The sequence below is a fragment of the Streptomyces sp. NBC_00433 genome, from assembly GCA_036015235.1.
GTDB lineage: Bacteria > Actinomycetota > Actinomycetes > Streptomycetales > Streptomycetaceae > Actinacidiphila.
In genome coordinates this window covers 6,276,572-6,294,093 of the sequence record CP107926.1, presented here as the reverse complement: position 1 = coordinate 6,294,093, position 17,522 = coordinate 6,276,572, and the positions used below count along the sequence as shown (strand labels likewise).

Here is a 17,522-nt window from a genome sequence, read left to right as displayed (position 1 = left end):
GCGGTGGCGGCATGACCAGCGACGGCCTGGCGGATCACGCGCCGGACGCCTCGGACGCGTCCGCCGATTCCTACGCGGACTACGCGTCGCGGTTCGACGCGCCCGAAGGCTATCTGGACTTCGCCCGCTACGGGCCCCCGTCGCGCGCGGTGCTCGCCGCCACCGCGGACGCGCTGGGCCGATCGGCCCGCGCCGACCACGACACGGTCAACGACCTGATGCGCGCCGACCTGCGCGCCCGGCAGGCCGCGGCCCGGCTGGCGGGCACCGACGCCGAGCACACCGTGCTGCTGCCCAACGCCTCCACCGGGCTCTTCCAGACCGCCTTCGGCATCCCGACCGGGACCGTCCTGGTCCCCGCCGCGGACTTCCCGGCCAACCACTACCCCTGGCGGCGGGCCGCCGAGGTGGGCCTGGCGGTGCCGCGCTGGCTGGCGGCCGCGCCGACGCCCGAGGCGGTACGGGAGGCGCTCACCGACGACGTGGTCGCCGTCTCGCTGAGCGCGGTCGACTTCCGTACCGGCTACCGCGCGGACCTGGCCGCGCTGCGCGACGTCATCGGCCCGGACCGGCTGCTGGTGGTCGACGCGATGCAGGCCTTCGGCGTGGTGGAGCTGCCCTGGCAGGCCGCAGACGTCGTCGTGGCCGGCGGCCAGAAGTGGCTGCGCGCCGGCTGGTCGACGGGGTTCGCGGCGCTGTCCGACCGGGCGCTCGAACGCCTCGCGCCCACCCTCACCGGCTGGACCGGCGTGGACGACGTCGCGCTCTTCGACGACCGGGAGCACTCCCCCGCGGCCGGTGCGGGCCGGCTGAGCATCACCAATCTCAGCCCGGTCGCAGCGGCGGCCTTCGCCGCGGCGCTGGAGGTCGTGGAAGCACTCGGAGTGCCCGCGATCGAGGCGCGCGTACGGGAGCTGGTGGACCAGCTCCTCGACGCGGTCGGGGCGCAGGGCGCCGAGATCGTGTCCGCGACGGCCCCCGCGGAGAGGGCCGGCATCGTCTCCTTCCGCCTCCCCGGCACCGACTCCGCCACCGTCGCCAAGGCCCTGCACGCGCACGGGGTCACCCCCACGGTCCGCCCCGACTCGCTGCGCCTGTCGCCGCACGCCTCCACTCCCCCGGCGGCGGTGTCCGCGGTCCGCGAGGCCCTCGCGTCGCTGCGCTGAGGCGCCCCGACCCCTGCGGTGTGCTAAACAGGGAGTAACCAAAGGGGCATTTTGCAGCAGCTCAAGCTCGGAATCATGTCGCAGACCCGCAAGGAAAACGAGCACCGCCTGCCCGTCCACCCCGCTCATTTCGACCGTATCGACGCGGATATCCGTCGGAACATCTTTCTCCAGACCGGCTACGGGGATTATTTCGGCGTCCCCGACAGCGGTCTCGCACCGCTTGTCGGCGGTTTCCGCTCCCGCGCGGACCTCATCGCGGAATGCGATGTCATCCTGCTGGCCAAACCCCTGCACGAGGACCTCGCGGAACTGCGCGAGGGCCAGGTCCTGTGGGGCTGGCCGCACTGCGTGCAGGACGAGAAGGTCACGCAGACCGCCATCGAGCGCCGGCTGACGCTGATCGCCTTCGAGGCGATGAACCACTGGGGCCGCGGCGGCACGTTCAACCTGCACGTCTTCCACAAGAACAACGAACTGGCCGGCTACTCCTCCGTGCTGCACGCGATGCAGCTGACGGGCGCGACCGGGGACTACGGGCGGCGGCAGCGCGCGGTCGTGATCGGCTTCGGGGCGACCGCCCGCGGCGCGGTGACCGCGCTGAGCGCGCTGGGCGTGCACGACGTCGACGTGCTGACCGCGCGCGGCGTCACGGCGGTCAGCTCGCCGATCCACTCGGCCCGCATCGTCCACTTCGACCACGACGATGCCGACGACACCCTCGACCCGCGGCGCAGCGTCGCCCTCACCGAGGACGGCCCCGTGCCGCTGGCCGGATTCCTCGCCGAGCACGACATCATCGTCAACTGCGTGCTCCAGGACACCGACGCTCCGCTGATGTTCCTGATAGAGGACGACCTGCCGGTTCTCACCCCCGGCACGCTCGTCATCGACGTCTCCTGCGACGAGGGCATGGGCTTCGACTGGGCCCGGCCGACCACTTTCACCGACCCGATGTTCACCGTCGGGGACAACGTCCATTACTACGGCGTCGACCACAGTCCCTCCTATCTGTGGAATTCCGCCACGTGGGAGAACAGCGAGGCGCTCATCCCGTATCTGCGGCCGGTGCTCGAAGGCCCGGCCGGCTGGGACTCGGACGAGACGATCAGGCGCGCGATCGAGATCCGCGGCGGCACCGTGCAGAATCCGAAGGTGCTGGCATTCCAGCACCGGGCCGCGGAATATCCGCACGGGCACGAGTGATTCCCGCCGCCCGGACTTGACTCTGACGTGCGGGTCAGGGGTTAGCGTCACCGGGCCGTCGCGGCGGCGCCCGCCGTGGCGCCCGCCGCCCCCGTACCGCACGCCCAGGAGTCCGCACATGGCCACAGCTCCGTCCACCGCCCGCGAGATCCGGCTCACCGCGCTGCCCCCGGGCCTGCCCTCCCGGGAGCACTTCGCCGTCGTGGAGACGCCGCTGCCGTCGCCCGGCGACGGCCAGGTGCTGGTCAGGAACCGGCACTTCCTGGTCTTCGCCGCCCTGTGCAGCCTGATCGGCGGCGCCGAGGGCACCCCGCTGCCCTCGCTCCACCCCGGCGACACGCTGTTCGGCCCCGCCGTCGGCGAGGTGGTGGCGGCGCCCGGCGGCAGCCCCCTGCGGCCGGGGGACCTGGTGTCCCACATGTACGGCTGGCGCGACCACGCCCTCGTACCGGCCGCCGCGTGCATCCCGCTGGACGGCGACCTGCCCGACCCGGTCGCCCACCTCGCCCCCGGCTCCGCCGCCTACGGGGCGCTGACCCGGCTCGCCGCGATCCGCCCCGGCGACACCGTCCTGGTCACCGGGGCGGCGGGCGCGGTGGGTTCGCTGGCCGGGCAGATCGCCCGGCTGCTGGGCGCCGGGCGGGTGATCGGCAGCACCGGCTCACCGTGGAAGGCCGAGCGGCTGGTGTCGGAGACGGGTTACGACGACGTCGTCCTGCGCGGCCCTGGCCCCTTCGCGGCGGGCCTGGCCGAGGCGGCGCCCGACGGGATCGACGTCCTGCTCGACAATGTCGCCGGCGAACAGCTGGAGGCCGCCCTCGGGGCCGCCCGCCAGGGCGCGCGTTTCGCCCTGGTCGGCACGCTCTCCGGCCAGCTGTCGGCGAACCGCCTCGGCGGCGCCCCGGTGCGGGTCGACGCCTTCCAGCTGGTCCTGCGCGGCGTCTCGCTGCGCGGCTACACCGGCGCCGACCACCCCGAGGTGGCCGCCGAGTGGACCGGCCGCTTCGGCGAGTGGCTGCGCTCCGGCGCGATCCGCTTCCAGCACACGGTCGTCCGGGGCATCGACAGCGCACCGCAGGCGTTGCAGGATCTGATCGCGGGCAGGTACTTCGGGGCCGTCGTGGTGGAGCCGTAGAGGACGGGGTGGCGGACATGCGGATCGGCGAGGCGGCGGCAGCGGCCGGCACCACACCACGGGCCCTGCGCTTCTACGAGCAGCGCGGCCTCCTCCCGCCCCCGGCCCGCACCGCCGCCGGCCAGCGCGACTACGTCCCCGCCGACGTGGACCGCGTCCGGCTGATCCGCGCCTTCCTGGCGCTCGGCCTGACCGTGGAGGACCTCCGCGAGTGCGCCGACCGCCTCCACCTGCTCGCCGAGGGCGCCCCCCGCCGGTGCGCCCCCGGCGGCATCGTCGGCCGCCGCGTCGCCAGCCTCGACGCGGAGATCACCCGCCTCACCCGCCTGCGCGACACCCTCGCCGGCCTCCCGCCGGCCTGACCGCGCCGGCGGGCTGCGAAAGTTCGTCCAGCGCGGCGCCGTGGGCGTCGGGTCCCGCGTGCGCGTCGATCAGGCCGTGCACGCGGTCCGCCCGGTCCTGCGGTACGGGGTGTCCCGCCAGCTCCCACTGGTGCAGGACTGCGGCGAGGCAGCGCTTCTTGAAGTGGGTCGCGTCCGGGTCGAGGGAGTGCGGTGCCGCCCGCATCGCGTCACGGCTCACGGCCGTGGAGTCGCCGGCTCCGCTCCCCAGGTGCACGAGCAGCCGGGCCGCGGAGACCGCCTCCCCGCCCGGCAGGGCCGCGTAGTGGGTCAGAGCACGAGCCGCCCGGAATCCGCGGGCGGCCCTACCCCAGTTCGAGGGTCGTCGTGCCGTAGACCGCCTCCGCGCGGGTGTAGGGAGCCGGCCCCGAGTACATGCGGGTGCAGCGGGAGGACTCGGTCAGGCCGCGGGTCGTGGCCAGGGTGGTGGCGGCGGCGTGGTCGTCGGGGACGTCGATGGAGACGTCGGTGTCCGGGGGGAGGTCGGCGGTGAGGGCGCAGAAGAGGGCGGCGGCCCCCTCGGGGGTGTCGGCGAACAGGGGGCCGATGCGCAGGCCCTGGTGCGCCGGGCGGATGACGCCGTAGCCGGTGACGTGGCCGGCCGGGTCGAGCAGGACGCGGGCGGTGTGCTCGTCGGCGGTGAGCCAGCGGCTGAGGAAGGCGTGGCGCTCGGCGGGGAAGCACCCGCTGTCGTAGGCGCTGATCGCATCGAGGTGATAGGGCGTCACCGAGTCGACGGTGCCGGCGTCCGGGGAGGGTACGGCGAGCGGGCGGCCGGTGTAGCGGACGTTGTCGTAGGCCGGGACGAAGCCGGACCGCTTGTAGAGGGCCTGCTGGGCGGGCACCGCGTCGAGGCCGATGACCCGGCCCTTGGCGTGCGGCAGCGCCGCCTTCCAGGTGGCCAGGCCCAGGCCGGTGCCGCGGTGGTCGGGGTGGACGAGGTAGTAGCCGAGGAAGGCGTAGCCGGCCGAGTAGGCCACGAGCGAGACCGCGGAGACGATCCGGCCGTCGAGCCGGCCGACCAGGAAGCCGGCCGGGTCGGTGGGCCGGAAGCACAGCGCGTCGCCGCGGCCGGGGTTCCAGCCCTCCCGTACGGTCCAGGCCATGACCTCGTCCCAGTCCGCCGCTGTCGCCTCGGCGACGGTGAAGTCCTCCCGCACATGAACTCCCTTGTTCTCGGGCCGGACCGCGACGGTCCGGCCCGTACGGACGGTTCCGGGGATGTTACGCCGCCCCGTACATCCGGGCGATGACATCTTCGATCGCGGGTTCACGGACCGACAGGTCCACCAGCGGATGGCTCGCGGCGAGCGCGGTCACCAGCGGCGCCGCGCTGTCGCCCGCGGGGAAGGCCAGCCACTGGCGCGGGCCCTCGCTGCGCACCCACCGGGCGCCCGGCACCTCGACCGGCGGCAGCTCGCGGGCGAAGTCGACGACCAGGGTGCGCTCCGACTCGCCGACCGCGTGCAGCCCGTCGAGCCCGCCGTCGTACATCAGCCGGCCGTGGTCGATGACCATGACGCGGCTGCACAGCGTCTCGATGTCGGTCAGGTCGTGGGTGGTCAGCAGCACGGTGGTGCCGCGCTCGGCGTTGACGGTCCGCAGGAAGTCGCGGACCTTGGCCTTGCTGAGGACGTCCAGGCCGATCGTCGGCTCGTCCAGGTACAGCACCTCGGGGTCGTGCAGCAGCGCCGCCGCGATGTCGCCGCGCATCCGCTGGCCGAGCGACAGCTGCCGCACCGGCACGTCGAGCAGCGGGCCGAGGTCGAGGAGTTCGACGCAGGCGGCCAGGTTGCGGGCATAGCGCGCGTCCTCGATCCGGTACATCCTGCGGACCAGCTGGTAGGAGTCGCGCAGCGGCAGGTCCCACCACAGGGTGGTGCGCTGCCCGAAGACGACGCCGATCCTGCGGGACAGCCGGGTGCGGTCGCGGGACGGGTCGATGCCCGCCACCAGGACCCGGCCGCTGCTGGGGGTGAGGATGCCGGTGAGCATCTTGATCGTGGTGGACTTCCCGGCGCCGTTCGGGCCGATGTAGCCGACCATCTCGCCGCGCGGCACGGTGAAGGACAGCCCGTCGACCGCCCTGACCTGGTGGCGCTCCCTGCGCAGCCGGCCCGCGGCCTTGCGGCGCACGTCGAAGACCTTCTCCACGTCCTCGACGGCGATCATCGGATCCTGGGACTGGGTCACGCTCTCAACTCCCGGTACTGCGGTAGGAACGGACGCCGGCGCGCCAGACCAGCCCGGCCAGCGCGCAGCACAGCACGGCCACCGGCACCCCCGCGAAGTCCACCCAGCCGGGCAGGCCGAGCGGGTCGGGCCGGCCCAGCATGCGCAGGCAGGGCAGCCAGTTGACGAAGGCCAGCGGGACGACGAAGGTGACGCCCCGCAGCAGGTCGCGGGAGAAGATCCCGGGCGGGTACTGCAGCACCGTGGCGCCGCCGTAGGTCACGGAGTTCTGCACCTGCGCCGCGTCGCCGGCCCAGAACTGGAAGGCGCCGCCCGCCACGAAGACGGCACAGAAGATCGCCGCCCCCGCCAGCAGCGTCACCGGCAGCAGCAGCACGTTCACCGCCGTCCAGTGGACGTCGACGCGCGGCAGCGACCAGACGAGCACCAGCAGGCCCTGCGTCACCCGGCCGAGCCTGCGCAGCGCGAACCGGTCCGCCGCCACCTGGGCCAGGACCGGCGCCGGTCGCAGCAGCAGCGTGTCGAAGGTGCCGTCGCGCACCCGTTCGCCGAGCCGGTCCGCGGAGCCGGCCAGCAGGTCCGCGAGCCCGAAGGAGGTGCTCGCGGTGCCGTAGAGGAGGGCGATCTCGGGAAGGGTGAAGCCGCCCAGTGCCTGGATGTGCGAGAACATCAGGACGATCGTCACGAAGTCCAGCGCGGTCGCCGCGAAATTGCCCAGCGCGGTCATCACGAAGGACGCCCGGTAGACCATCGTGGACCGCATCCACATCCCGACGACCAGCCGGTAGGCGTGCACCGACTGGGCGACCGCGCCGGGTGTGCGCTCCGCCGCCGGGGCGACCCGGGTCCGCGCCGCGGTCTCAGCCACCGTGCACCACCACCCGGCGGGTCGCGACACCCTGCAGCAGCCGCCCGGCGGCCAGCAGCACCGCGGCCCAGCCCGCCTCGAAGGCCAGCGCGAGCAGCGCGTCCGTGCCGTGCCGCCGCTGGAGCAGCACGTCGGCGGGCACCTGGAGCATCGCCGACCAGGGCAGCGCCTGGGCGATGTCGCCGAGCGCGCCGGGGAAGGCGTTCAGCGGCAGCAGCATCCCGGAGAAGAACAGGGCCACGATCCAGGACATCTGCACCACCCCGGCCCCGTCCAGCAGCCAGAAGGCGGTCAGGCCCACCAGGTAGCGGATCGCGAAGCTCACCACCGTGCCCAGCAGGACCGCGGCGGCGAACAGCAGCCAGACCACCGGCGAGGCCGGCAGCGCCAGCCGGAAGACCAGCGCACCGCAGGCGATCGGCACCACCCCGCGCCCCAGCAGCTGGAAGGCGGCCCGGCCCAGGTCGGCGGCCAGCCACCAGCCCTGGAGGTCCGCGGGCCGGTAGAGGTCGACGGCGATGGCGCCGGAATTGATCCGCCCCATCAGCTCGCTCTCGAAACCGCCGCCCATCTGCGCCATCGCGGCCAGCAGTCCCTGCCCGACCCACACATACGTCAGCGCCTGCGCCTCGGTGTAGCCGCCGAGGTGCGGGCGCTGGTCCCACAGCGCGATATAGCTGTAGGAGATGATCAGACCGAAAACCGTATTGGTGAAGACGCCCGCCGCCGTTGCCACCCGATAGGTCGCATAGCGGCGGAAGCCGCGGACCACGACGGCAGCGTAGAAACCACCCATTCCCAACGCCTCTCCGCTCCCCGCACGAAAGCCGGGAAAGACCCGCGGAAAGACCGCCGCGGCCGCCCGGCGCACAAGCGGCCGAGCCTAGTGTGCGGCGCGTCACAGCCTCCACAGGTTTTCCGCCCGTGGCGCGAAGGCGCCACGCCGTCCCTCCTGTCACAGCCCTGTCACGGATGCGCGCCACCTGATCCGGGAGGGCGGACGATGCGGCAATGTGGAAGGAGGTCACGCATGGGGCGTACGTACGCGTACGTGCCCGTCCGTACCGTTCGGCCCAGGTTTTTCCGCCGCGGGCCCAACCCTGGCGGCGGATGAGGAGTCCCTACAGATATGAGCAACGCGCGGTACGGGGCGTCCGGCGGCGGGCCGGCGGCGGGCGGCGGGCGGCCCCGCAGGTCCGGGTGGCGGCGGCTGCTGCCCACCTGGCGGGTCGTGATCGGCACGGTGCTCGGCGGTCTCGTGCTGCTGCTCGGCGCCTTCTTCGTCGGCTACGCCCTGGTGTCGATCCCCGACGCCAACGCGGCGGCCGTCGCACAGAGCAACGTCTACTACTACGCCGACGGCAAGACCGAGCTGGCCCGCGACGGTGCCGTCAACCGGCAGAACGTGTCACTCGCCGAGGTCGCCGAGACCGCGCAGCACGCCGTGCTCTCCGCCGAGGACCGCAATTTCTACCACGAGTCGGCGGTCAGCCCGAAGGCGATGGTCCGCGCCGCCTGGAACACGGCGACCGGCAAGGGCAGGCAGTCGGGTTCCACCATCACCCAGCAATATGTGAAGAACTACTACCTGAACCAGAACCAGACCGCGTCCCGCAAGGTCAAGGAATTCTTCATCGCGATCAAACTCGATCGCAACGTGTCCAAGGACCAGATCCTCGAGGGCTATCTCAACACCAGCTACTACGGGCGGAACGCGTACGGAATCCAGGCCGCCTCGGAAGCCTATTTCGACGAGAACGCGTCGGAGCTGACCACCGCGCAGGGCGCCTATCTGGCCACCCTGCTCAACGCGCCCAGCGAGTTCGACCTCGCCGCGCACCCGGAGAGCGCGCCCGCGGCCAAGGCCCGCTGGAACTACGTCCTCGACGGCATGGTCAAGGAGGGCTGGCTCACCTCTTCCGAGCGCCATGCCACGCAGTTCCCCGCCATAGGCAAGCCCAAGCCCGTCGCCAGCAAGGCCGGCCAGCGCGGCTACATCATCGAGGCCGTCAACCAGTACCTGGACGAGCACCACATCGTCGACTCCGACTCGCTGCGGCTCGGCGGATACCGCATCGTCACCAGCATCCAGAAGCCGAAGGAGGACGCCTTCGTCACCGCCGCGCAGAAGAACATCTACGACCAGCTCGGCCACAAGGCCGCCGACAAGTACGTACGGGCCGGCGGCGCTTCCATCGACCCGGCGACCGGCGACGTCGTCGCCCTCTACGGCGGCATCGACTACACCAAGCAGTACGTCAGCAGCGCCACCAACGCGACCTACCCCCCGGGCTCCACCTTCAAGCCCGTGGTGCTCGCCGCCGCCCTCCAGCACGGCTCCAAGACCCAGGACGGCGACCCCATCACCCCGACCACCGTCTACGACGGCGAGAACAAGCGCCCCGTCGTCGGCCCCGACGGCCCCGTCGGCTACGCGCCGGAGAACGAGGACCGGAAGAACTACGGCCGGATCAACGTCACCAAGGCCATGGACCTGTCCGTCAACGCGGTCTACGCCCAGATGGCGCAGGACGTCGGCACCCAGAAGGTCGTCGACACCGCCCACGAGCTGGGCATGCCCGACGACGTCAAGATCCCCACCACCCCCGCGATGGCCCTCGGCTCCTTCGGCGCCAGCCCGCTGGACATGGCCCAGGTCTACGCCACCCTCGCCAACCACGGCAAGCAGGTCCCGTACACCCTGGTGCTCAAGGTCACCAAGGACGGCAACGACCTGACGCTGCCCGAGCGCGACCCCCGGCAGACCGTGTCGCGCGAGGCCGCCGACACCGTCACCTCCGTGCTGCGCAGCGTCGTGGAGAGCCCGCACGCCACCGCCACCGCCGCCCAGGACTCCGGCTGGCCGTCCGCGGCCAAGACCGGCACGGCGGAGAACGACATCGCCGCCTGGTTCGCCGGCTACACCCCCAAGCTCGCCACCGTGGTCGCCGTCCTCGGCATGAACCCCGACACCGGCAAGCAGGAGCCGCTCTACCACGCCATGGACCAGGCGCGGATCAACGGCGGCGGCCCGCCCGGCAAGGTCTGGGCGTCCTACACCGCGGCGGCCCTGCGCGACGTCCCCGTCAAGGACTTCGACCTGAGCGTGACCAAGGAACTGCCGCCCGAGCCGCAGGACTCCGACGAGCCGGCCACCGACGAGCCGACGACCACGCAGCCGCCCGCCAGCGAGCCCCCGCCGAGCAGCGAACCGCCGGCCAGCTCCCCGCCGAGCAGCGAGCCGACCCACACGACGGAACCGACACACTCGACAGGCCCGACATCGGAACCGCCGCCCGACACGCCCACCGACGCGCCGACGCTCGACCCGCTCGGCGGCCTCACCGGCGGGACACGCCCGACCAGGCCGGGCGGATAACGGCCGCCCCCGCCCGCACCCTCACAGATACAGGCCGGTGGAGTCCTCCGAGCCCTTGAGGCGCTCGGAGGCGACCGCGTGCAGGTCGCGCTCCCGCATCAGGACGTACCCCACTCCCCGCACCTCGACCTCGGCCCGGTCCTCCGGGTCGTACAGCACCCGGTCGCCGACCTCCACGGTCCGCACGTTCTGCCCCACCGCGACGACCTCGGCCCACGCCAGCCGCCGCCCCACGGCGGCGGTGGCCGGGATCAGGATCCCGCCGCCGCTGCGGCGCTCGCCCTCGCCCGCCTCGTGCCGGACCAGCACACGGTCGTGCAGCATCCGGATGGGCAGCTTGTCGTGCTCACTGTTCGACCTCACGCGCACGACGTTACCGGCGGCGCCGCCGCACCGAGAGACTGGCCACCGCCGCGACGATCCCGACGACCGCCAGCGCGGCCGGCACGATGCGCTCGGGCCGCGGGGAGCCGTCGTCGCCGACGAACTGCGACCTGGCCCGGCCGACGACCCGGTTCACGGCGACATAGGCCTGCCCGACGGTACGGTCCACCGCGGAGACGGCCTTGGCCTTCGTGTCCCGCGCGATCGTCACCGGGTGCACCCGGACCGCTAGCTCGTCCAGCATCGCCGCGAGATCCTGCCGCCTGCGGGCAATCTCCGCCTCGATCTGAGCGGGCGTCCTGACGTCGTCCGACACCGCGTCGCCTCCATCGCCTGATTAGGTAGCGTTCGGACAGTCTGTCAGTACGACGCGGCCCGCGCCTCGTCGGCACCCCCGTTTGACTGAGGAGCTTCCCCATGGCCGAGCGCCTGTCACCCGGCGACCCCGCCCCCGACTTCACCCTCAAGGACGCCGACGGCAAGGACGTCGCCCTCGCCGACCGCCGCGGCCGCAAGGTCATCGTCTACTTCTACCCCGCCGCGATGACCCCCGGATGCACCAAGGAGGCCTGCGACTTCACCGACAACCTCGACCAACTGGCCACCGCCGGCTACGACGTCCTCGGCATCTCCCCCGACCTCCCGGAGAAGCTCGCCACATTCCGCACGAAGGAATCCCTGCGCGTCACCCTCCTGTCCGACCCCGACCGCACCGCCCTCACCGCCTACGCGGCCTACGGCGAGAAGATGAACTACGGCAAGAAGACGATGGGCGTCATCCGCTCCACGATCATCGTCGACGAGGAGGGCAAGGTCGAGCACGCCTTCTACAACGTCCGCGCGACCGGCCACGTGGCCAAGCTGATCCGCGACCTGGGGGTGTGACGGGCCGTAACCGGACGCGGTGAGCTTCGTCACTCCGCACGGGGCACGAACAGGTGCCCGAGGAACGGAGGCGAGCATGCCGGCGAGCCCGTACACACGGGAGCGGCTCTCGGAGGCGGTCGGATCGTCACGGACGCTGTCCGAGGCCCTGTCCAAGCTCGGAGTGGACCCGAAGAACACGTCACGACGCACCTACCTGCGGGGACGCCTGAAGGCCCTGTGCATAGACACCTCGCACCTCGAACGGGAGGGCACACGGGTGAAGCACCACGACGGGCGGCGCACCCGCACGGCAGTGCTGCGCCGCTGCATGCGCCGAGCGGGCGTCACGGAGGTGTGTGCCATGTGCGGCACCGGGCCGGTGTGGCACGGGAAGCCGATGACTCTAAAAGTCGACCACGTCAACGGCGACCGCGGTGACGACCGGCTGTCGAATCTCCGGCTCCTGTGTCCCAACTGCCACGCCGTCACGGGCACGTGGTGCCGCGGAGGCGGGGACCGATCGCGGAAAGGGGTTTCGGCGGACGTAGGACGCGCCGGTAGAGTGATGGTGCAACGGGCGGCGGTGGCGCAGCTGGCGACGCGGCAGACTTAGGATCTGTGGCCCTTGATCGGGCTTGAGGGTTCGAATCCCTTCCGCCGCACCGGGAATGGCCTGCGATTCGTGTGTGACGAGTCGCAGGCTATTGCTTTGCCGCCGTCAGCCGAGGAGTTCGGCCACCGTCGGGGCCAGGGCGCGGAAGGCCTTGCCGCGGTGGCTGATCGCGTTCTTCTCCGCGGGGGTCAGTTCGGCGCAGGTGCGGGTGTCGCCGTCGGGCTGGAGGATCGGGTCGTAGCCGAAGCCGCCGGTGCCCGCGGGGGTGTGGCGGAGGGTGCCGGTCAGGCGGGCCTCGGCGACGCGGGTGGTGCCGTCGGGGAGGGCCAGGGCGGCCGCGCAGGCGAAGTGGGCGGCGCGGTGGGGGGTGTCGATGTCGCCGAGCTGGGCGAGGAGCAGGGCGAGGTTGGCGGCGTCGTCGCCGTGGCGTCCGGCCCAGCGGGCGGAGAAGATGCCGGGGGCGCCGCCGAGGACGTCGACGCACAGGCCCGAGTCGTCGGCGACGGCGGGCAGCCCGGTGGCCTCGGCGAGGGCGCGCGCCTTGAGCAGGGCGTTCTCGGCGAAGGTGACGCCGGTCTCCTTGACGTCGGGGATCTCCGGGTAGGCGTCGGCCCCCACGAGGTCGATGTCGAGCCCGGCGTCGGCGAGGATCGCCCGGAGTTCGACGACCTTGTGGGCATTGCGGGTGGCGAGTACGAGGCGGCGGGTCATGGGGATGATTATCTACAGGTTTCGGTAGACATCCCGCCGGTGCCCGACGCGGACCACGAGGACGACGAGCTCGCCGTCGTCGACACGGTAGGCGACGCGGAAGTCGCCCACACGCAGCCGGAACAGGTCATGCGGGCCGCTGAGCTTCCTGACGTTCGCGTCGGAGCGGTAGGGGTCGTCGCCGAGCGGGGTGAGCGCGGTGAGGATCGTCATCGCGGCGGTGCGGTCGATGGCACGCAGTTGTCGCCTGGCGGTCTCGGTGAAGCGCAGGGCGTACTTCATGCGGCCGAGGAGTCTCCTGAGAAGAGGTCCGCCAGCATCTCGGCCATGGACACGGTCGGCTCGTCGAGGTGCTCGGCGGCTTGGCGGGCCAGCAGCTCGTCGGCCGCCTCTTCCAGCGCCTCGTACTCGTCGATGGGGATGACAGCCGCGGCGGGCCGGCCGTTGCGGGTGATGAGGGTGGCTTCGCCCGCAACGGCCCTGTCGATGACCTCGGCGAGTTTCGCGCGCGCTTCTCTGACACTCACGGAGTCGGTCATGCCATAAGCGTACACGTCGCCGTGTACACGGCTCAGCCCTGGGTGGCCGCCAGTGCGGCGACCTGGGCCGCGGTCAGGTCGGCGCAGCCGCCGACGGCGAGGGCGAGGAGGGCGTCGAGCTCGGCGCGGTCGAAGGGCTGGCCCTCGGCGGTGCCCTGGACCTCGACGAAGCGGCCGTCGCCGGTGCAGACGACGTTCATGTCGGTCTCGGCCTTGACGTCCTCCTCGTAGGCGAGGTCGAGCAGCGGTACGCCGCCGACGATGCCGACGCTGACGGCGGCGACCGTGCCGGTCAGGGGGCGGGACTTGGCCTTGATGAAGTGGTTGTCCTGCATCCAGGCGACGGCGTCGGCGAGGGCGACGTACGCGCCGGTGATCGCGGCGGTCCGGGTGCCGCCGTCGGCCTGCAGGACGTCGCAGTCGAGGACGACGGTGTTCTCGCCGAGGGCCTTGTAGTCGATGACGGCGCGCAGGGAGCGGCCGATGAGGCGGGAGATCTCGTGGGTGCGGCCGCCGATCTTGCCGCGGACGGACTCGCGGTCGCCGCGGGTGTTGGTGGCGCGCGGCAGCATCGAGTATTCGGCGGTGACCCAGCCTTCGCCGCTGCCCTTGCGCCACCTGGGGACGCCCTGGGTGGCGCTGGCGGTGCACAGGACCCTGGTGTCCCCGAACGACACGAGGACCGAGCCTTCGGCGTGCTTGCTCCAGCTGCGCTCAATGCTGACGGTGCGGAGCTGATCCGGCCTACGGCCGTCAAATCGTGACATCCCCCGAGCCTATCCGGGTGACCCCGGGGCCGGGTCCGCCCCCGGGGGGCGGGGCCCCGGGGGCGGGGGGAGCCCGGGGGGCTACATCATGTCTTCGATGTCGGAGGCGATCGGGTCCGCGTCCGTGCCGATGACGACCTGGATCGCCGTGCCCATCTTGACGACGCCGTGGGCGCCGGCGGCCTTGAGGGCGGCCTCGTCGACGAGGGAGGGGTCGCGGACCTCGGTGCGGAGCCGGGTGATGCAGCCCTCGACCTCTTCGATGTTGTCGAGTCCGCCGAGCCCGGCGACGATCTTCTCTGCCTTGGTGGCCATCTGAGTCTCCCTGTGTCCCTGACCCACCGCGGGTCCGTAATGTCACGGTAACGCACGGTTGGCCCAACTTCACGGGCGGTCGACCGCCCGGTGGACCACCATGTCGATCATGGACGCCGGTCTCCCGCATCCCCAAGTGGTCTACACCACTGTACGCGACCGCCCCCGGCCCGGCGGTCCCAGGTGAGTGCCGCCGACGCCACTGCCGGAGCCCCCCGGCGCAGCTGGGGGAGCAAGTTCTTCCAGGGCCTGCAGAAGATGGGCCGCAGCCTCCAGCTGCCGATCGCCGTCCTGCCCGCGGCCGGCATCATCAACCGGCTCGGCCAGCCGGACGTCTTCGGCAGCGACGGCCTCGGCTGGGACCGGCTGTCCAAGGTCTTCGTGGGCGCGGGCGGCGCGCTGCTCGACGGCAACTTCGGGCTCCCGCTGCTCTTCTGCGTGGGCGTGGCCATCGGCATGGCCAAGAAGTCCGACGGCTCCACCGCCCTGGCGGCGGTCGCCGGCTACCTGGTCTTCTTCGGCATCCTCACCCGCTTCCCCAAGGAGTGCCCGCAGGGCGCCACCTTCACCCAGCTCGGCCAGCTGGCCGGCGCCTGCACCCTCAAGGACGGCACGGCCACCCTCGCGGAGTTCCAGACCCCGGGCGTCTTCGGCGGCATCGTGATGGGCCTGCTCACCGCGTATCTGTGGCAGCGCTTCCACCGCACCAAGCTCCCCGACTGGCTCGGCTTCTTCAACGGGCGCCGCCTGGTGCCGATCATCATGGCCGGGGTCGCGATCGTCTTCGCGATCATCTGCCTGTGGATCTGGCCGCCGATCGGCGACGGCCTGACCAGTTTCAGCAAGAAGCTGGTCGACCTGGGCTCGCTGGGCGCCGGCATCTTCGGTGTCGCGAACCGCGCGCTGCTCACGGTGGGCCTGCACCAGTTCCTGAACACCTTCGTGTGGTTCCAGTTCGGCGACTTCACCAAGCCGGACGGCACGGTCGTGCACGGCGACATCCCGCGCTTCCTGGCCGGCGACCCGACGGCCGGCCAGTTCCAGACCGGCTTCTTCCCGATCATGATGTTCGCGCTGCCCGCCGCCGCGCTGGCCATGACGCACACCGCTCGGCCGGACCGCCGCAAGGAGGTCGGGGGGCTGATGCTGTCGGTGGCGCTGACGTCGTTCGTGACCGGCATCACGGAGCCGATCGAGTATTCGTTCCTCTTCATCGCGCCCGCGCTGTACGCGATCCACGCGCTGCTGACCGGTGTGTCGATGGCGCTGTGCTGGGGCTTGGGCATCAAGGACGGCTTCAGCTTCTCGGCCGGCCTGATCGACTACGTCATCAACTGGAACCTGGCCACCAAGCCGTATCTGATCCTGGTGGTCGGCGCGGGCTTCGCGGTCCTCTACTACCTGCTCTTCCGCTTCGTCATCCTGCGCTTCGACCTGAAAACGCCGGGCCGCGAACCGGAGAAGCTGGGCGAGGAGATGGAGAAGGACAACATCAAGTAGCGCCACCGTCCGTGACGGTCGCGCACACCGTACGTGAGACCCCCTGACCAGCAGGCCAGGGGGTCTTCGCTGTGCGTGAGCAATGTGACGTAGAGCACGCGGAATCATGCATTCCTTTATGCGCATCCGACGTGTTACAAAAGGTCTACACCACTGAGTGGTATAGACCACGGAGGATTTCGATGACTACGGCCACGGCCACCGACGCCGCTCCCGCGGCACCCGCGAAGAAGCGGGGTTCCGGGATTTTCCAGGGCCTGCAGAAGATCGGCCGCAGCCTGCAGCTGCCGATCGCGGTCCTGCCCGCCGCCGGCATCATGGTCCGGCTGGGCCAGTCGGACGTCTTCGGCAGCGACGGCCTGGGCTGGGGCAAGGTCGCGTCCGTCTTCGCCAACGCCGGCGGTGCGCTGACCGGCGCCCTGCCGATGCTGTTCTGCATAGGCGTGGCCATCGGCTTCGCCAAGAAGTCCGACGGCTCGACCGCGCTGGCCGCCCTGGTCGGCTTCCTGGTCTACACCAAGGTACTGCAGGCCTTCCCCGTGCATGACGCGGTGATCAACACCACCGCCAACAAGGGCATCGACGTCGCCGCGGTCTACAACGACCCGGGCGTGCTCGGCGGCATCATCATGGGTCTGCTGTCCGCCGTCGTCTGGCAGCGCTTCCACCGCACGAAGCTGCCCGACTGGCTCGGCTTCTTCAACGGCCGCCGCCTGGTGCCGATCCTGATGGCCTTCGTGGGCCTGGTCATCGGTGTCTTCTTCGGCCTGGTCTGGGAGCCGATCGGCGACGGCATCACGCACTTCGGCAACTGGATGACGGGCCTGGGCCCGGGCGGCGCCGCCCTCTTCGGCGGTGTGAACCGCGCGCTGATCCCGGTCGGCATGCACCAGTTCGTCAACGCCGTGGCCTGGTTCCAGATCGGTGACTTCACCGACGCCTCCGGCACCGTCGTGCACGGCGACATCCCGCGCTTCCTGGCGGGCGACCACACCGCGGGCATGTTCCAGTCCGGCTTCTTCCCGATCATGATGTTCGGCCTGCCGGCCGCCGCGCTGGCCATGGCGCACACCGCGCGCCCCGAGCGCCGCAAGGCCGTCCTCGGCATGATGGTGTCCATCGGCCTGACCTCGTTCGTGACCGGTGTCACCGAGCCGATCGAGTTCTCGTTCATGTTCATCGCGCCGGTGCTGTACGTGATCCACATCCTGCTGACCGCCGCGTCGATGGCGATCACCTGGGGCCTCGGTGTGCACGCCGGCTTCAACTTCTCGGCCGGCCTGATCGACTACGCGATCAACTGGAGCCACGCCACCAGGCCGTGGCTGATCATCCCGATCGGCCTGGTGTTCGCGGTGGTCTACTACTTCGTCTTCCGCTTCGCGATCCTGAAGTTCAACCTCAAGACCCCGGGCCGCGAGCCCGAGGAGGAGATCGAGGACCTGACCAAGTAGGTCGGTCCACGCGGGGACGTACGA

Annotated in this window: 21 protein-coding genes and 1 tRNA gene; 10 read left to right on the top strand and 12 right to left on the bottom strand. The window is 71.5% G+C overall.

Annotation, left to right across the window (positions count from 1 at the left end):
* Nucleotides 1–11 precede the first annotated feature (11 nt).
* The 4 genes from OG900_26850 to OG900_26835 all read left to right on the top strand — a co-directional run bounded on the left by OG900_26850 (nucleotide 12) and on the right by OG900_26835 (nucleotide 3,869).
* Entirely contained in the window at nucleotides 12–1,166 is a 1,155-nt protein-coding gene (locus tag OG900_26850; GenBank protein ID WUH93376.1) for an aminotransferase class V-fold PLP-dependent enzyme, read from the top strand.
* Nucleotides 1,167–1,217: 51 nt separating this feature from the next.
* On the top strand, nucleotides 1,218–2,372 hold the full coding sequence (locus OG900_26845) for a N(5)-(carboxyethyl)ornithine synthase (GenBank protein ID WUH93375.1): 1,155 nt from the start codon (nucleotides 1,218–1,220) through the stop codon (nucleotides 2,370–2,372).
* Between the two features lie 118 nt (nucleotides 2,373–2,490).
* A complete protein-coding gene (locus tag OG900_26840) occupies nucleotides 2,491–3,507 on the top strand; it encodes an NADP-dependent oxidoreductase (GenBank protein ID WUH93374.1) in 1,017 nt (338 codons plus the stop codon).
* 17 nt (nucleotides 3,508–3,524) lie between these two features.
* Entirely contained in the window at nucleotides 3,525–3,869 is a 345-nt protein-coding gene (locus OG900_26835) for a MerR family transcriptional regulator (protein ID WUH93373.1), read from the top strand.
* On the opposite strand, the gene OG900_26830 is transcribed toward OG900_26835, so the two are convergent.
* The 5 genes from OG900_26830 to OG900_26810 form a co-directional block, all read right to left on the bottom strand.
* Nucleotides 3,826–4,089 (bottom strand): hypothetical protein, encoded by a 264-nt coding sequence (locus OG900_26830; protein WUH93372.1) that lies wholly within the window; start codon nucleotides 4,087–4,089, stop codon nucleotides 3,826–3,828. The two genes, OG900_26835 and OG900_26830, sit on opposite strands and share 44 nt — an antisense overlap.
* A 124-nt stretch (nucleotides 4,090–4,213) precedes the next feature.
* On the bottom strand, nucleotides 4,214–5,014 hold the full coding sequence (locus OG900_26825; protein ID WUH95937.1) for a GNAT family N-acetyltransferase: 801 nt from the start codon (nucleotides 5,012–5,014) through the stop codon (nucleotides 4,214–4,216).
* 118 nt (nucleotides 5,015–5,132) lie between these two features.
* A complete protein-coding gene (locus tag OG900_26820) occupies nucleotides 5,133–6,080 on the bottom strand; it encodes an ABC transporter ATP-binding protein (GenBank protein ID WUH95936.1) in 948 nt (315 codons plus the stop codon).
* A 25-nt stretch (nucleotides 6,081–6,105) separates the two neighbouring features.
* Nucleotides 6,106–6,969 (bottom strand): ABC transporter permease, encoded by an 864-nt coding sequence (locus OG900_26815; GenBank protein WUH93371.1) that lies wholly within the window; start codon nucleotides 6,967–6,969, stop codon nucleotides 6,106–6,108.
* Nucleotides 6,962–7,765 (bottom strand): ABC-2 family transporter protein, encoded by an 804-nt coding sequence (locus OG900_26810; GenBank protein ID WUH93370.1) that lies wholly within the window; start codon nucleotides 7,763–7,765, stop codon nucleotides 6,962–6,964. Before OG900_26810 ends, OG900_26815 begins: the two co-directional genes overlap by 8 nt.
* A gap of 333 nt (nucleotides 7,766–8,098) precedes the next feature.
* Between OG900_26810 and OG900_26805 the strand changes: the two genes are divergently transcribed.
* The gene (locus OG900_26805; protein ID WUH93369.1) at nucleotides 8,099–10,348 is read left to right on the top strand and encodes a penicillin-binding protein; all 2,250 of its coding nucleotides are present in this window, start codon (nucleotides 8,099–8,101) and stop codon (nucleotides 10,346–10,348) included.
* Between the two features lie 21 nt (nucleotides 10,349–10,369).
* Here the strand turns inward: OG900_26805 and OG900_26800 are convergent, their stop codons facing one another.
* A complete protein-coding gene (locus OG900_26800) occupies nucleotides 10,370–10,672 on the bottom strand; it encodes a co-chaperone GroES (GenBank protein WUH95935.1) in 303 nt (100 codons plus the stop codon).
* 49 nt (nucleotides 10,673–10,721) lie between these two features.
* A complete protein-coding gene (locus OG900_26795; GenBank protein WUH93368.1) occupies nucleotides 10,722–11,048 on the bottom strand; it encodes a DUF3618 domain-containing protein in 327 nt (108 codons plus the stop codon).
* A gap of 101 nt (nucleotides 11,049–11,149) precedes the next feature.
* On the opposite strand from OG900_26795, the gene bcp reads away from it, so the two are divergent.
* The 3 genes from bcp to OG900_26780 all read left to right on the top strand — a co-directional run bounded on the left by bcp (nucleotide 11,150) and on the right by OG900_26780 (nucleotide 12,261).
* Nucleotides 11,150–11,617 (top strand): thioredoxin-dependent thiol peroxidase, encoded by a 468-nt coding sequence (gene bcp / locus OG900_26790; GenBank protein ID WUH93367.1) that lies wholly within the window; start codon nucleotides 11,150–11,152, stop codon nucleotides 11,615–11,617.
* A gap of 343 nt (nucleotides 11,618–11,960) precedes the next feature.
* Nucleotides 11,961–12,212 (top strand): HNH endonuclease, encoded by a 252-nt coding sequence (locus OG900_26785; protein WUH95934.1) that lies wholly within the window; start codon nucleotides 11,961–11,963, stop codon nucleotides 12,210–12,212.
* A tRNA-Leu gene (locus OG900_26780) sits at nucleotides 12,177–12,261 on the top strand. The genes OG900_26785 and OG900_26780 overlap by 36 nt, the downstream gene beginning before the upstream one ends.
* A gap of 56 nt (nucleotides 12,262–12,317) precedes the next feature.
* Here OG900_26780 and rdgB read toward each other — a convergent pair.
* From rdgB to OG900_26755, 5 genes are all read right to left on the bottom strand, one after another.
* Complete coding sequence (gene rdgB / locus OG900_26775) at nucleotides 12,318–12,923, bottom strand: RdgB/HAM1 family non-canonical purine NTP pyrophosphatase (protein WUH93366.1); 606 nt, start codon at nucleotides 12,921–12,923, stop codon at nucleotides 12,318–12,320.
* A 12-nt stretch (nucleotides 12,924–12,935) separates the two neighbouring features.
* Nucleotides 12,936–13,205 carry a type II toxin-antitoxin system RelE/ParE family toxin gene (locus tag OG900_26770; protein ID WUH93365.1) on the bottom strand — a complete coding sequence of 90 codons (270 nt, stop codon included), beginning with the start codon at nucleotides 13,203–13,205 and terminating at the stop codon, nucleotides 12,936–12,938.
* The gene (locus OG900_26765) at nucleotides 13,202–13,462 is read right to left on the bottom strand and encodes a type II toxin-antitoxin system Phd/YefM family antitoxin (protein ID WUH93364.1); all 261 of its coding nucleotides are present in this window, start codon (nucleotides 13,460–13,462) and stop codon (nucleotides 13,202–13,204) included. Before OG900_26765 ends, OG900_26770 begins: the two co-directional genes overlap by 4 nt.
* A gap of 32 nt (nucleotides 13,463–13,494) precedes the next feature.
* Complete coding sequence (gene rph, locus OG900_26760) at nucleotides 13,495–14,229, bottom strand: ribonuclease PH (protein WUH93363.1); 735 nt, start codon at nucleotides 14,227–14,229, stop codon at nucleotides 13,495–13,497.
* Nucleotides 14,230–14,310: 81 nt separating this feature from the next.
* Entirely contained in the window at nucleotides 14,311–14,544 is a 234-nt protein-coding gene (locus OG900_26755) for a PTS glucose/sucrose transporter subunit IIB (protein WUH93362.1), read from the bottom strand.
* Between the two features lie 183 nt (nucleotides 14,545–14,727).
* Here OG900_26755 and OG900_26750 point away from each other — a divergent pair, with 183 nt between their 5' ends.
* Together OG900_26750 and OG900_26745 are read left to right on the top strand one after the other, a co-directional pair.
* Nucleotides 14,728–16,044, top strand: coding sequence for a PTS transporter subunit EIIC (locus tag OG900_26750; GenBank protein ID WUH93361.1), 1,317 nt, complete (start codon nucleotides 14,728–14,730; stop codon nucleotides 16,042–16,044).
* Between the two features lie 182 nt (nucleotides 16,045–16,226).
* Nucleotides 16,227–17,498, top strand: coding sequence for a PTS transporter subunit EIIC (locus OG900_26745; protein ID WUH93360.1), 1,272 nt, complete (start codon nucleotides 16,227–16,229; stop codon nucleotides 17,496–17,498).
* The last annotated feature ends 24 nt before the right edge of the window (nucleotides 17,499–17,522 follow it).

Bases quoted from the DNA above. Each gene is read 5' to 3' on its own strand.
- OG900_26850 (WUH93376.1), top strand. From the start codon at position 12: ATGACCAGCGACGGCCTGGCGGATCACGCGCCGGACGCCTCGGACGCG.
- OG900_26840 (WUH93374.1), top strand. From the start codon at position 2,491: ATGGCCACAGCTCCGTCCACCGCCCGCGAGATCCGGCTCACCGCGCTG.
- OG900_26835 (WUH93373.1), top strand. From the start codon at position 3,525: ATGCGGATCGGCGAGGCGGCGGCAGCGGCCGGCACCACACCACGGGCC.
- OG900_26825 (WUH95937.1), bottom strand. From the start codon at position 5,014: ATGGCCTGGACCGTACGGGAGGGCTGGAACCCCGGCCGCGGCGACGCG.
- OG900_26820 (WUH95936.1), bottom strand. From the start codon at position 6,080: ATGATCGCCGTCGAGGACGTGGAGAAGGTCTTCGACGTGCGCCGCAAG.
- OG900_26810 (WUH93370.1), bottom strand. From the start codon at position 7,765: ATGGGTGGTTTCTACGCTGCCGTCGTGGTCCGCGGCTTCCGCCGCTAT.
- OG900_26805 (WUH93369.1), top strand. From the start codon at position 8,099: ATGAGCAACGCGCGGTACGGGGCGTCCGGCGGCGGGCCGGCGGCGGGC.
- OG900_26800 (WUH95935.1), bottom strand. From the start codon at position 10,672: ATGCTGCACGACCGTGTGCTGGTCCGGCACGAGGCGGGCGAGGGCGAG.
- bcp (WUH93367.1), top strand. From the start codon at position 11,150: ATGGCCGAGCGCCTGTCACCCGGCGACCCCGCCCCCGACTTCACCCTC.
- OG900_26785 (WUH95934.1), top strand. From the start codon at position 11,961: ATGTGCGGCACCGGGCCGGTGTGGCACGGGAAGCCGATGACTCTAAAA.
- rdgB (WUH93366.1), bottom strand. From the start codon at position 12,923: ATGACCCGCCGCCTCGTACTCGCCACCCGCAATGCCCACAAGGTCGTC.
- OG900_26770 (WUH93365.1), bottom strand. From the start codon at position 13,205: ATGAAGTACGCCCTGCGCTTCACCGAGACCGCCAGGCGACAACTGCGT.
- OG900_26765 (WUH93364.1), bottom strand. From the start codon at position 13,462: ATGACCGACTCCGTGAGTGTCAGAGAAGCGCGCGCGAAACTCGCCGAG.
- rph (WUH93363.1), bottom strand. From the start codon at position 14,229: ATGTCACGATTTGACGGCCGTAGGCCGGATCAGCTCCGCACCGTCAGC.
- OG900_26755 (WUH93362.1), bottom strand. From the start codon at position 14,544: ATGGCCACCAAGGCAGAGAAGATCGTCGCCGGGCTCGGCGGACTCGAC.
- OG900_26745 (WUH93360.1), top strand. From the start codon at position 16,227: ATGACTACGGCCACGGCCACCGACGCCGCTCCCGCGGCACCCGCGAAG.